The organism is Dehalococcoidia bacterium (genome assembly GCA_040902535.1).
In the GTDB taxonomy this organism is placed as follows: Bacteria; Chloroflexota; Dehalococcoidia; order DSTF01; family JACRBR01; genus JBBDXD01.
The window spans coordinates 103,754-116,479 of record JBBDXD010000010.1; the positions used below are offsets into that span (position 1 = coordinate 103,754).

At 65.8% G+C, this 12,726-nt stretch carries 12 protein-coding genes; 4 read left to right on the forward strand and 8 right to left on the reverse strand.

The features are described from left to right. Positions 1–47: 47 nt before the first annotated feature. The gene (gene recG, locus WEB52_05380) at positions 48–2,552 is read right to left on the reverse strand and encodes an ATP-dependent DNA helicase RecG (GenBank protein MEX2225866.1); all 2,505 of its coding nucleotides are present in this window, start codon (positions 2,550–2,552) and stop codon (positions 48–50) included. A gap of 494 nt (positions 2,553–3,046) precedes the next feature. Next, entirely contained in the window at positions 3,047–3,550 is a 504-nt protein-coding gene (locus tag WEB52_05385) for a universal stress protein (protein MEX2225867.1), read from the reverse strand. 142 nt (positions 3,551–3,692) lie between these two features. On the opposite strand from WEB52_05385, the gene WEB52_05390 reads away from it, so the two are divergent. The 4 genes from WEB52_05390 (at position 3,693) to WEB52_05405 (ending at position 6,664) form a co-directional block, all read left to right on the forward strand. Next, complete coding sequence (locus WEB52_05390) at positions 3,693–4,163, forward strand: GatB/YqeY domain-containing protein (GenBank protein MEX2225868.1); 471 nt, start codon at positions 3,693–3,695, stop codon at positions 4,161–4,163. Positions 4,164–4,318: 155 nt separating this feature from the next. Then, entirely contained in the window at positions 4,319–4,879 is a 561-nt protein-coding gene (locus WEB52_05395; protein ID MEX2225869.1) for a class I SAM-dependent methyltransferase, read from the forward strand. A 1-nt stretch (position 4,880) separates the two neighbouring features. Next, positions 4,881–5,612, forward strand: a complete 732-nt coding sequence (locus WEB52_05400) for a class I SAM-dependent methyltransferase (protein MEX2225870.1) — start codon at positions 4,881–4,883, stop codon at positions 5,610–5,612. A 26-nt stretch (positions 5,613–5,638) separates the two neighbouring features. Beyond that, complete coding sequence (locus WEB52_05405) at positions 5,639–6,664, forward strand: phosphotransferase family protein (protein MEX2225871.1); 1,026 nt, start codon at positions 5,639–5,641, stop codon at positions 6,662–6,664. Between the two features lie 157 nt (positions 6,665–6,821). On the opposite strand, the gene WEB52_05410 is transcribed toward WEB52_05405, so the two are convergent. The 6 genes from WEB52_05410 to WEB52_05435 form a co-directional block, all read right to left on the reverse strand. After that, the gene (locus tag WEB52_05410; protein ID MEX2225872.1) at positions 6,822–8,144 is read right to left on the reverse strand and encodes an MFS transporter; all 1,323 of its coding nucleotides are present in this window, start codon (positions 8,142–8,144) and stop codon (positions 6,822–6,824) included. A 169-nt stretch (positions 8,145–8,313) separates the two neighbouring features. After that, on the reverse strand, positions 8,314–8,739 hold the full coding sequence (locus tag WEB52_05415; protein MEX2225873.1) for a hypothetical protein: 426 nt from the start codon (positions 8,737–8,739) through the stop codon (positions 8,314–8,316). Positions 8,740–9,271: 532 nt separating this feature from the next. Next, on the reverse strand, positions 9,272–9,715 hold the full coding sequence (locus WEB52_05420) for a hypothetical protein (protein ID MEX2225874.1): 444 nt from the start codon (positions 9,713–9,715) through the stop codon (positions 9,272–9,274). 27 nt (positions 9,716–9,742) lie between these two features. Next, a complete protein-coding gene (locus tag WEB52_05425) occupies positions 9,743–11,122 on the reverse strand; it encodes a hypothetical protein (GenBank protein MEX2225875.1) in 1,380 nt (459 codons plus the stop codon). A 209-nt stretch (positions 11,123–11,331) separates the two neighbouring features. Then, complete coding sequence (locus tag WEB52_05430; GenBank protein MEX2225876.1) at positions 11,332–11,754, reverse strand: hypothetical protein; 423 nt, start codon at positions 11,752–11,754, stop codon at positions 11,332–11,334. 58 nt (positions 11,755–11,812) lie between these two features. Continuing rightward, the gene (locus tag WEB52_05435; GenBank protein ID MEX2225877.1) at positions 11,813–12,703 is read right to left on the reverse strand and encodes an SDR family NAD(P)-dependent oxidoreductase; all 891 of its coding nucleotides are present in this window, start codon (positions 12,701–12,703) and stop codon (positions 11,813–11,815) included. Positions 12,704–12,726 lie beyond the last annotated feature (23 nt).

The following is a 12,726-nucleotide window of genomic DNA, read 5'->3' on the forward strand; positions in this document are numbered from 1 at the left end:
ACGGCGGGTGAACAGGAGTCTACGGACTCCTGTTCGTCATTTTTCGCTCAGTGCTCCTCATCCACGATCGAGTCGATCAGGCGGGCGACGGCGCGGTTGAGTGATGCGTGCCCTTCGAGCTTGAGGCCGGGGTCGGCGTCGAGCATGCGCTCCGCTTCGGCGCGCGTGAGTTCGATGAGCTTCACATCGCTCAGGCGGGCGACGCGCAGGCCGGGCAGGCCTGACTGCTTGGTGCCGAAGAACTGGCCCGGGCCGCGCATCTCCATGTCGGCCTCGGCGAGGCGGAAGCCGTCGCTGGTCTGCTCCATGAGTTGCAGGCGGCGCTGCGCCTCTTCGCTGGGCTCTTCGCTGAGGAGCAGGCAGTAACTCTGATCGGCGCCGCGTCCGACGCGGCCGCGGAACTGGTGTAGTTGCGCGAGTCCGAAGCGGTCCGCGCCTTCGATCAGCATGACGGTGGCGTTCGGGATGTCGATGCCGACTTCGATGACCGCGGTGGACACGAGGATGTCGGCTTCGCGGACGCGGAAGCGTCGCATGACGGCGTCTTTCTGCTTGCCGGACATGCGCCCGTGCACCAGTTCGACGCGCAGGTCCGGGAAGACATCGCGGCGCAGGCGCTCGTACTCGGCGCTCGCCGCCTTCACGTCGAGCGTCTCCGACTCTTCGACGAGGGGGCAGATGACGAACGCCTGGCGGCCCTGTTCGACCTGGTCGCGGACGAATGCCTCGGCGTCGGCGCGCTCGTTCGGCGTCAGCCACGTCGTCTTGATGCGCTGCCGTCCCGGCGGCAACTCGTCGACGACGGAGATATCGAGGTCGCCGTAGAGCGTGAGCGCGAGCGTGCGCGGGATCGGCGTCGCGGTCATGACGAGCATGTGCGGCGTGTGGGCGTTCTGCGAGCCTTTTTCGCGCAGGGCGGCGCGTTGCATGACGCCGAACCTGTGCTGCTCATCGACAACCGCGATGCCGAGATCGTTGAAGCGCACGTCGCCCTGGATCAGCGCGTGCGTGCCGCATGCGATGTCGATCTCGCCGCGCTCGAGCTCGGCGTAGAGGCGTTGTCGCTCCTTCGCCGCGACGCTGCCGGTGAGCAGCGCGATGCGCACGGGGAGGGACAGAAACGACGGGTGCGCCGTCGCGACGTTCTTGTCGAGGCCGTTGGCGTTGAACAGATCCTTGAGCGTGCGAAAGTGCTGCTCTGCGAGGATCTCCGTCGGCGCCATCATGACGGCCTGGCGACCGTTTTCGATGGCGGCGACGAGCGCAGCGGCGGCGATGACGGTCTTGCCGCTGCCGACATCGCCCTGCACGAGGCGGCTCATCGGAAGCGGCTTGCGGGCGTCGTTCAGCACGTCGAAGAGGACGCGTTCCTGGGCGCCGGTGAGCGTGAAGGGCAGGCTCTCCTTGAACGCGCGCTCGGCGCCCGCAGACAGCGGCATCGGCTCGGCGGGCGCGGACTTCTGGAACAGGCGCCGGCGCAGCAGCATAGTGAGCTGGATGGGCAGCAGCTCTTCGAACGCGAGGCGGCGGCGGGCACGCTCGAGCGCTGCGCGGTCCGTCGGGTAGTGCATCTGCGAGACGGCGGGCGCGATGCCGGTAAGGTCGAGGCGCCCGCGCATGTCTTCTGGCAGCGGATCAGGGAGCTTGTCGATGTATGCGTCGAGCGCCTCGCGCATGACGCGACGGACGGTGCGGTTCTGCAGCCCCTGCGTCAGCGGATAAATCGGCACCAGGCGGCCGGTGTGCATGAGGTCGTTGCTCCACAGCTCCCACTCCGGGTTGTCGAACTCGGGACGGCCATCGCGCACGGAGACGCGGCCGGAGACGACGATCTCGGCGTTGACCGGCAGTTGCTTCGCGATCCACGGCTGGTTGAACCAGACGCATTTCACCATGCCGGACGAGTCGCCGACCTGCGCTTCGGTCGAGCGCATGCGGAAGCCCATCTGACGCTCGTTGGCGCCCCACACGTGCACGCGGACGGTCTGTTCGCGGCCGGGCTCGAGTTCCGACACCTTCACCGGTTCGCCGTAGTCGACGTGGCGGCGCGGGAAGAGCAGCAGCAGGTCGCGCACGGTGCCCACGCCGAGCTTGTCGAACTTCACGGCGAGCGGAAACGACACGCGCTTGAGCGCGTAGATCGGCGCTTCAACGCCGAGACCTTCGAGTTCGCCGGGCGCGAAGCGTTTCGCCAGCGGCCCCGGCGTGAGCTTCGGCTGCGGCGGCTTGCGGGGTGCCGTCTTCTTCGCGGCAGGGGCAGGCGCCGCTTGTGACGTGCGAGTGACGCCGTTTCCGTTCGCCTGCGCCCGCAGCAGGGCGAGCGTCGCATCGAGCCAGTCTTTTCTGCGCGCTGGCGTCAGCGAGCGATAGCCGTGAACCGGCAGCACCTGCACGCGCGCGTAGACGTCGCTGCTGAGTTGGGACGCCTCGTGGGTGGTGATGTTGCGGAGAAACGCATCGAGGCCGGAGGTGACGGCGCGGTCGGCGTAGCGCTTCGAGCGTTCGAGCTCGAGGACTTTGCGGAGGCGATCTTCGGTCGGGGTGCGGGCCAGGGGCGCGGCCTCCGGGCGTGTTCAAACTAGGTCATACGTTCGATTGCAGCGTAGGACGGAGAGAGATCCCCGTCAAGATGCACGAAGAACACTTGGAACCCAGAACTTGGGTGCGATGATCCAGGTTCTTGGTTCGAGGTTCTCGGTTCTTCAATGCGGTGGGGCGCCGGGCGTCTCCGTCGGGCGCTTCAATCAGGAGCCACCGGCAGCAGGGCAACTCGCTGGCGGCTCCAGGACGCTTGCGGCGCCCCACCGATCTGTCCGGTACGTCTGCAGGCGTTGCCGCCCCGAAGACGTAGCCGTGAACACCCGCATGATGCCTGTGCCCGCGGCGCAAAGCCGGACGCTTTACCGTCATCCAGACGACGGAAGACCGACGGTTGTTCCCGGTGGATTCGGAGGCTGGTGATTGGTGGCTGGTGGCTGGTCGCGCCGCGGCGGACAACAGATGACAAACAACAGACAACAGAGAACCGGCGACAAGTGGTTCGGCGTTAACCGTGCGCGACGAGCATCACCGGGAGCTTCGAGCGCCAGAGGACTTCTTCGGCGATGCTGCCGGTGTCGCGACGTTGGAAATTGCTGAGCTTACGCGTCGCCATGGCGACGACATCGGAGCGCAGTGCGAGGGCGGCGTTGAGGATCTCCTCGGCGGGGTCGCCGCAGACGACCTTGCCCGACGCCTCGACGCCGAGCGCTTCGAACTCTTCGACGTGGCGCTGGACGTAACGCTCGTTCGCCTGCCGCACTTCGATGGTCGTCGCGGTGCCGGTGACGATGGTGGCGGCGCGGCCATTCTCGCGCACGGGGCGGTGGTGCTCGGGGTGCGGCATCGATGCGCCCGCCGGCGGTTCGACGAGCAGCAGGTCGACGCGGCAGCCGAGGCGCTTCGCCAGGTCCGCCGCATACGGCACGACGGACGCAGAAGCGTGGCTGCCATCGATCGGGACGAGCATGCGCTTGAACATGAGCTGGTCTCCTGCAGGTGCATCGGTCACAGGGAAATGGTCGGCACGCGGCGGGACATTCATAGGCTCTCTGGCCGCGAAACTCGCAATGTGACACCATGCGATGCCCTGCGAGATGCCGCTTTGCGTCATGGATTGGCCGCGAATTGGAAACGTGCGTGAGAGTTGAACGGTGGCACTGAAGGCCAAGCTGGCTGAGGACTTGAAGGACGCGATGCGCGCCTCCGACTCGCTGCGTCGCGACGTGCTGCGAGGGTTGCTGACGGCGATCAGCAACACGGAGATCGCTCGCGTCAACGTGAAGGACGCTTCGGCCGGCCGCGAAGACCTCACCGACGAGCAGACGATCGACGTCGTCCAGAAGCAGGCGAAGCAGCGGCGGGAGAGCATCGAGGAGTTCACGAAGGCGGGGCGGCAGGACCTGGTCGACCGCGAGACCGCCGAACTGCAGATCCTGTCGTCGTACCTCCCGGAGCAACTGAGCCGTGACGAGATCGCCGAGGAAGTACGCAAGGTGATCGCCGAGACGGGGGCGAGCGGCGCCGGGGACAAGAACAAGGTGATGCCGGCGGCGATCGCGCGCATGAAGGGCCGGGCGGACGGGCGGGCGATTAATGAGGTGGTGTCGGAGTTGTTGGGGTGAGGCTGGGTTACGGCAAACGGCAAACGGGCAAACAGCAAACGCCGGGAAACAACGGACAACAAACAACAGACAACAGACCACAAGCGACAGACGGCAATCGCGCATGGATGGGGGCATGGCGTGTGCGGCGTTTGCGGTCGCTGTCGGGGGATGGCATGAACAAGGTGCACCTGGAGTACTGTTCGAGCGAGGAGTGGGCGGCGGCCCTGCGCAAGTGGATCGTCCCCATGGCGCTGGAAAACGTCGATCTCGGTGACGACACGCTTGAAGTCGGTCCCGGGCCGGGCCGCACGACGGATTTGCTCCGCGAGATGACACCGAAGCTCACCGCCGTCGAGATCGACAAGGACCTCGCCGATGCGCTCTCCGCGCGCATGGCAAACACCAACGTCAAGGTCGTGAACGCCGATGCGACGTCGCTGCCGTTTCCGGACGGTCGCTTCAGCGGCGCGGTGTCATTCATCATGCTCCACCACGTGCCGACGCCGGCCGATCAGGACAGGTTGCTGGCGGAGGTGGCCCGCGTGCTCAAGAAAGGCGGCACGTTCGCCGGCTGCGACAGCCTGGACGGGGAAGGCTTCCGCCAGATGCACGTGGGAGACATCTGCGTGCCGATCCCGCCGGATGGGTTTGCCGAGCGCCTCAAGAACGCCGGCTTCTCGGACGTCACCGTCGACCCCAACCCGTATGTGCTGAACTTCCGCGCGGTGCGCTGATATGCCGACGCGCGCGGAGCGCGAGCCACGCGACTGGGTGGAGTGGCACCGCGCGTACGATGATCCAAACTCGCGATTGTCGCGCCGGCTGCGGATCGTGCAGGCGCATCTGCGGCGAGCGCTGGACGAGCGGGCGGGCGCGGTCCGCATCGTCAGCATGTGTGCGGGCGAGGGGCGCGACGTCATCAGCGTGCTCGCCGGGCATTCGCGGCGTGATGACGTGCGAGCGCTGCTCGTCGAACTGGATCCACGGCTCGCCGAGAACGCGAAAACAGCGGCGCGCGCGGCCGGTCTCGACGGCGTCGAGGTCAGGTGCGCTGACGCGGCGCTCACCGACAGCTACGCGGGTGCGGTACCGGCGGACATCGTCGTGGCGTGCGGCGTCTTCGGCAACATCAGCGACGCGGACATCCAGCAGACCGTCGATCAGCTTCCTGGACTCTGCGTGCCGGGCGCGACGGTGATCTGGACGCGCGGCGGCACGGCGGAGCACGACATCGCGCCGGACATCTGCCGCTGGTTCGAGGCGCGCGGCTTCGAGCGGATCGCGTTCGACTCGTCGCCGGATGAGGACCACTTTCGCGTCGGTGTGCATCGGCTGGCGGGCCCGACGAAGCCATTGCAACGCGGCGAGCGGCTGTTCACGTTCGTCAGGCTTCCGCTCGCAGCCGCCGCGAGCGAAGCTGCTGCATCGCAAGAGACAAGCGACGCTGTCGATGGTTCCGGCTCATAAGATGAGCCGCTACGATGCTGCTCGTTATGAGCGACGACACGCTTGAAGGGATCGATGAACCGCGCGTGAGCGCGTGGCTGGCGGAGCACGTGCCCGACGCGACGCCGCCGTTTCGCTACGCGCTGATCACGGGCGGCCGCTCGAACCTGACGTACGAGGCGAAAGACGCCGCCGGCAACCGATACGTCGTGCGGCGGCCGCCGCTGGGACATCTGCTCGCGACGGCGCATGACGTCGCGCGCGAGTACCGGATCGTGGCGGCGCTCGCCGGGACGCGCGTGCCGGTACCGCCGCCTGTCGCCGTGTGCGAGGACGCATCGGTGAATGGCGCGCCGTTTGCGGTGACGCGCTTCGTCGAAGGGGTCGTGCTCGATTCGCCGGAGAAGGCTCCGGCGCTGGACGATGCTACGAAACGCAGCCTCGCGTATCACCTGATCGACGTGCTTGCCGACTTGCACGCGGTCGACATCGTCGAGGTCGGACTCGCGGACCTCTCGCGTCAGGACGGGTATATCGAGCGGCAACTGCGCCGCTGGTCGAAGCAGTGGGCGGGCTCACGGACGCGCGACCTGCCCGTCATCGATGAGGTCGAGCGGCGGCTGTCGGCGGACGTGCCCGTCCAGCGCGGCGTCTCGATCGTGCACGGCGATTACCGCTTCGGCAATTGCACCGCCGCCGTCGAGGAGCAGCGGATCGCGGCGGTGCTCGACTGGGAGCTGTGTACACTCGGCGATGCCATGGCAGACCTGGGGCACCTGAGCGTGTACTGGCATGATCCGGCGCGCCCCCTGCCGCTAACCAACGACCCGACATCGGCCGGGGGATTTCCGCCGTTCGACGAGTTGCTGGAACGGTACGCCGCGCGGACGGGGCGCGACGTCGCAGCGCTCGGGTACTACCGGGCGTTCGCGGCGTGGCGGCTGGCCATCATCGCGGAGGGTGTGGCATCGCGGCACCGCGAGCATCACCCGGAGGACGTGACAGCGCTGGAGGCGTCGCGCGCGGCGGTCCAGCGACTCGCGGAGTCGGCGTTGGCGTCGCTCAGCCGTTAGAGGAACGCCGAGCGCGTTCCTGATCGGTTCCTTTTCGTCGCTGCGCGACGGAACAGCCGAGGGCGGGTGTTCTCCACGCTTCGCGTGTCGTCATTGATGCGGTGTGGGACGTAGCGACCGTGGGTATCCGCAGATGCGGCAGATGGAGGCAGCTTTTCTAGCCGCCGGACGCGGCGACGATCTCGAACTCGGATTGCGATGCCTTCACGACTTCGCCGATGCCGCCCGACGGAATGCGCAGCATGAAGAACGCCAGCGCAAGATAGAGTGCGGCGCTCACCGCCATTACGGCAGGCAGGCCGATCGCGACGGCGAGCACGGATGAACCCAGCGCCGCGACGGGCATCGTGCCGTTGAACGTGATGCCGTGCAGCGACATGACGCGGCCGCGATAGTCGCGGGGCGTCGACTCCTGGATCATCTGCTGCACGACGCCGAGCTGCATGGAGAACGCGAGCGACAGGAACCCCGCGGTGATGATCGAGACCACCGGGTCGCGCGAGATCGCCATGATCGTCAGCGCGATCGGCGCCGCGATCGCGCCCATCCAGATGCGCTCCTTGCGCGCCTGCGTCGGCCACCAGACGAGGATCAGGGCGCCGAACAGTGAACCAAGCCCCGACATCGCGAACATCAATCCGAGGGCGCCGGAACCCTCATCGAGCACGTTCTTCACGTAGGCGGGGGCGAGCACGGCCATCGTCGGAAAGATGAATGTCGTGTTGAGCGCGGTCAGCGCGAGCAGCACCATGAGATTCGGGCGGCCGCGCGCGTGACGGAAGCCCGCCTTCAGTCCTTCAATCGACGACATCTGCGGACCAGCGGGGCGCGGCTTCGAGCGATAGCGGATGATCATCAGGCTCAACACTACGGCGATGAAGCTCGCGGCGTTGATGAAGTACGCCGCGGCTAGGCCGAAGCCGCCGATGACGCCGCCCGCGATCGCAGGCCCGATCATGCGCGAGCCGTGGAACGTCGACGAGTTGAGCGCGACGACGTGGCTGATCCGCTCGGGCGGCACGAGTTCGGGCATCAGCGCCTGGTAGGCGGGCATGTCGTAGCCGAAGGCGATGCCGAGGCAAACCGTCGCGACGAGGATCATCCAGAACTCGACCGCGTCGGTGAGGATGAGCACGCCGACGATCGCCGCGAGCATGCCCATGAACACCTGGGTAACGAGCAGGATCTTCCGCTTGTCGCCACGGTCGGCGAGCACGCCGCCGAAGAGCATGATGATGAGGCTGGGGAGCGCGTTCGCGAAGTTCATCGTGCCGAGCGCGAGTTCGGAGTCCCACAGTTCGAGGACCAGCAGCCCCTGGGCGACCATCTGCATCCAGGTGCCGATCATGGAGATCGCCTGGCCGGTCCAGACGGTGCGATAGTCGGGTTCGGCGAGCACGGACAGCGCCTCCGGCATGGGGATACCGAGGAAGCGCGGCGGCGCCGCTACGGGCTCGATCGTCGTGGTCGTGGTCGCCATGGTGGCGGAAATATACACGGTGGCGATCGGTCGTGTTGGGAAGAGTGCTCCCGGCGTCCGCTGCGTTACGCGACGCGACGGGTGACTGCTGACAGTATGGTGTCAGCGTGTTGGATGCTGGGGGCAGCAGAGCCGTTCACAGCGGCTCCGGACGGTGCGGCGTATGTTGCTATGGCGGGGATGGGGCGATCAAGAGTTGCCACAGATGTCGGGCGAAGGCCGCGCGTTCCGCACCGGGTGAGACAGGGGGGAGTTCGACCCGGCGCACTTCGCGTAGAAGATCCAACAAGCTTGTCCACACGCGATCGTCGTCGCGCTCGCTCATGAAGGCGGTGACGTCCTGGATGGTAATCGCCTGGATACGATCATCATCGACACCAAGATCGAAACAAACATGGCCGCTACCCTGAGTGTAGGTAGGACCTTGACGACCACCGATGATCATCCGGAGTCGATCTTGCTCCGGGTCGAGGTCGAACGCCAGATTCTCGTTGAAGAAGCGGTCGCCGACGTCGCGGTTGACCACCATCACCTTTTCCATGAGCTGTTGCCAGCCGCTGTGCAGTTGCGCCTTCAGTTTCTCATTGGTGTACAAAGAAACGCCTCAAATGGATCGACTTCCTTAGATTGCCAGGCAGTTCTGATCTGGGTGGCACCGCCGCTCGGGTCGTCTCGGGCTACGATGTGCAGGTACAGTCTTGGACGGCCGGGAGGGCGCCGAGCGCGTAGTAATGGATTGAACCATCGGCTTGTCTCACGCAGATACTCGGGCGCTCGACCGCCGCTTTGAGCAGGAGCGCGCTCGCGTTCACCTCGGGATGATCGGCGCATGCATGGGCTGTATGCTCGGTCGGAGAGCTCCACGCTCAGTCCGCGACAGTCTGTGGTTATCCAGAGGGTTGCCACAACGCATGGCCAAACACCAGTCCCATCCAAGGGAGATTCGGCGGGAACATGCTACTCACACAGTCACCGGAGGTGTCAATTGGCCCAAATGATCCGCCTCTGGCGACAGAATGTCGATCCCCTTCAGGCGGATGGACCAATCAAAGTAGCGGATCGCGCTACGCCGACCGAATAGACGCGATCGATCGATTGCCGAAGCTGACGTCTTCTGCAACACGTACTTAAGCCGACACAGCCTCCGGTGTGGCGAACTGCGTGTCGATCTTCGCCGAGGCGTTGAAGAAATCCTGCAGCGACTGGTTGAAGCGGAAGAACGCATCGACGCGGTAGCCGTCGTGGGACTTCGCGAAGCCTTCGGGCGTCTGCAGGTCGATGGTGTTGAGCGTGTGCGTCAGGTCCGCCGCGCCATGCTTCTTGATGTTCTCGACCATGTCCTTCCAGGCGTCGTAAGGAAGCTCGAGCCAGAAGTCCATGTCGCGCAGCGCGTTTTCGTTCACCTCGCGCACGTTGCTGCACTCGAACGCTTCGAAGGTCAGTTCGTAGATCTTGATGCCGACTTTGACGCCGGCGACCGTGTCGATTGTGCCGAGCTGACGGAACTTCGGGTCGTTATTGACGAGGTCCTTGATCGCGTCGAACCACTCGACCGATGGGAACGTTGGCATGATGTCCTCCTGTGACGCGCTGCGGGCCTAACTTTCGCTGCTGGCCCGGAGGCCGGAGTTCATACGTTCGGCGCGGTCAAGCGTAGCCCACTTGAGCCGTTCGAGGTATCGCCTCACGAAGTGGGCGCGCATCTGCCGGTAGGCGGCGAGCCCCGCTTCGCTCTGATCCTTGCCGCCGCCGAAGTAGATCGCGAATGCGGGCCTGGTCGCGTTGTCTTTGCGGTCTTCGGTCTCCTGCGAGAATTCCGCCTTGTCGAAGTAACGCTGCAACTCTTCGCGGCGGTCGGGGCGGTGCAACAGCACGTACTTGAGGTGGGAGAAGGCGTAGTTCAGGTGCCGGGCCTTGTCCTGCAGGCACCGTCCGAAGATGAACTGCTCCGCGGGATTCTTCGCGTACATCTCGCAGAAGGCGTATTCCGACAGCGTCAGGCTGTCCTGCAGGCACATCTGGACGGCGATCATCTCCGTGAAGTTGCGCGCATCGACGGCGCTGCGGAATGACCAGCCCGGCGCCTGCACGCCCAGCCCGCCGCCGTTGGAGAGCGCGCGCTTGCGGAATACCTCGACGGCGCGCGCGTCTTCGAAGATCACGGTCGCGAGGTAGAGCTTCACTTCGTGGTAGCCGTAACTGATCTCCGGCTCCCAGCGGCCGAGCACGTCTGCTTCCATCTGCGCCTTTTCGCTGAAGTACGTACACACCTGGTCGATGGCGCGCTCGAGATCTTCCGGCAGCGGCTCGATGCTGTCCCACGGCACGTCGGTCGCGGGACGCCAACGACGCTGGATCGCCTCTTCGTAGAGCGCGGCGCAGGCGTCGCTCCACACTTCCTGCTTCTCGAAGATCGAGTAGCCCATACCTTCGACGCCGGGGATCGGAATGGCGCCGCGCGGCATCTCCGTCTGAAACGGCCAGACGTCGGGGATGTCGCCGTACTTGCCGATGTTGATCGCTTCGAGCGTCAGGCCGTGCTTCGTCGGCCGGCCGCGCGTGCCCCACTCGGTCGGCACGTCCATCCAGCTCAGGTCGACCTGCTGCTGCGGACCGCCCTGCGCCATGAACTGGGCGGCCTGCTCGGCGGTGACGCCCATGTCCATGTAGTTCATGAGGTCGGCTTCCGCCGCGCCCATCGTGAGCGCCTGTTTGACGAGGTCGAGCGGCCAGCCCTTCTCTTCGGCCTTGGCGACGATCTCAGCAGAGGGTTCGACGCCGCTCGTTGCTGCTTGCGCCGGCATCTGCGCCAGGTAGCCGCGCGCCTGCTCGGGCGTCACGCCCTGGTCCATGTAGCCGATGATCTGGTCAGCGCCGGCGCCAGCGGCGAGCGCTTGTTGCACGAGGTCGAGCGGCCAGCCCTTCTCCTGTGCCTTTGCGGCGAGATTGTCGGGGATGGAGACGGTCTCGTTGGCCATGCGGCCCTCCTCTGGTGGAAGCGTGGTTGGGAAGCCGATGATTAACCTAGCGGGTGCTAAGGTAGCGCATTCTGTGATCGCATGGCGGCGGGCGTCAAGAGCAAAACAGTCATTGTGGCGCTCGACGTAATCGTTCGGGGATTGTGGTCGATGCCTCGTGCGCGGTCAAGCGAAAGTGTGCTGCGGAAAGCGCAGGATACCGGCAACGGCTAAGCGGACAGTTCTTCGTTCGTACGGCGCGTGGTGAGCTGCGCAATGAGCGCGCCGATGCCGGCTTCGTCGTCGTACTCAAGCACGTCGAAGTTTGGGCGCAGGAAGCAGTCGAACGACTGCCCGACGAGCGGGATCGAACGGCGGAGCTTGTCGATCAGCGAGAAGGTGCGGAGCCGGCCCCACTCCGAACCGAGCACCGCGACGACGCGTTCGTCGCCGTAGCTGAAGGCATCGGCGCCGCCGGTGGCGCTGACGACGGCACGGACCACGGCATCCTTGAATTGTTCGAGGCTTTCGGCGCCGCGCGCGGCCTTGATGGAGTCCGCACCCTCGGAATCGATCACGAGGAAGACGGGATTGACGCCTTCGGCGCGCATGGAGTCAATGAGACCGCGAAGCTGAGAGCGAAAGTCGTCCATCGCTGGAAGTATCGGCGTCCGCGCGAGTCCGCTAGATGGCCGCAGGGTGCGTCCGAAGCTAATCGGCAGGTTCGACGGGAAGGGCGTCAGGTTCGGCGCGCTTGCGGGCCGCCTGGCGGAGGTCCTCGCCCACGCTCAAGGTTTCGGCCTCCTGGCGCATGGTCTTCGTGAGGCCGAGGCGCCGCGGCACGCTGACCCGGAGCCGCGGCAGCAGTTCGGCGGCGGCGAGCAACGGGCGCATCGGGAGCGCCGCGACGATCAGTTCTGGGTGGCCTTTGATCGCCTTGACGACGGCGTTCGCGACCTTTTGCGGCGCCACCGTGCCGAGTGCCAATGGACGTTTGGCGCCGGCGGCCGCGCGGTCCGCCCACATGCCGGCATCAGCGACGAAGCCGGGACAGACCACCGACGACGTGACGCCGGTGCCTTCGAGTTCGCCGCGGATCGATTCGGCAAAGTTGATCAGACCGGCCTTGGTCGTCGCGTAGATGGAGTCGTAGGGCACCGGCGCCTTGCCGGCGAGCGATGACACCTGGACGATGGCGCCGCTCTTGCGCGACAACATCGATGGCAGCACGAGCTTCGTCAGCCAGATCGGCGCGCTGAGATTCGTCCGGATGACATCGTCGATCTGTTCGATCGAGAGATCTTTGAACGCCGAGACGAGTTCGATGCCGGCGTTGTTCACGAGGATGTCGACGGCGCCGAACTCGCGCTCGGCCGTCGCGACGAGACGGCGCTGATCTTCGAGCGACGTGACATCGGCGGCGATCGCGATGACGCGCACGCCGGTCGCTTCGCAGATGCGGCGCGTGTCTTCGAGCTTATCGGCGGAGCGCGCGACGAGCGCGAGGTTGACGCCGTGCTGGGCGAGCGTCTTCGCGATGTAGACGCCGAGTCCGCGCGAGGCGCCAGTGACGATGGCGTTCTTGCCTCGAAGCTCTTTCATGGCGTCCCTCCCCGCAAATCCTG

Excerpts from the sequence above, each read along its gene's own strand:
- WEB52_05395 (MEX2225869.1), top strand. The coding sequence starts at position 4,319 with ATGAACAAGGTGCACCTGGAGTACTGTTCGAGCGAGGAGTGGGCGGCG.
- WEB52_05400 (MEX2225870.1), top strand. The coding sequence starts at position 4,881 with ATGCCGACGCGCGCGGAGCGCGAGCCACGCGACTGGGTGGAGTGGCAC.
- WEB52_05405 (MEX2225871.1), top strand. The coding sequence starts at position 5,639 with ATGAGCGACGACACGCTTGAAGGGATCGATGAACCGCGCGTGAGCGCG.
- WEB52_05410 (MEX2225872.1), bottom strand. The coding sequence starts at position 8,144 with ATGGCGACCACGACCACGACGATCGAGCCCGTAGCGGCGCCGCCGCGC.
- WEB52_05420 (MEX2225874.1), bottom strand. The coding sequence starts at position 9,715 with ATGCCAACGTTCCCATCGGTCGAGTGGTTCGACGCGATCAAGGACCTC.
- WEB52_05425 (MEX2225875.1), bottom strand. The coding sequence starts at position 11,122 with ATGGCCAACGAGACCGTCTCCATCCCCGACAATCTCGCCGCAAAGGCA.
- WEB52_05430 (MEX2225876.1), bottom strand. The coding sequence starts at position 11,754 with ATGGACGACTTTCGCTCTCAGCTTCGCGGTCTCATTGACTCCATGCGC.
- WEB52_05435 (MEX2225877.1), bottom strand. The coding sequence starts at position 12,703 with ATGAAAGAGCTTCGAGGCAAGAACGCCATCGTCACTGGCGCCTCGCGC.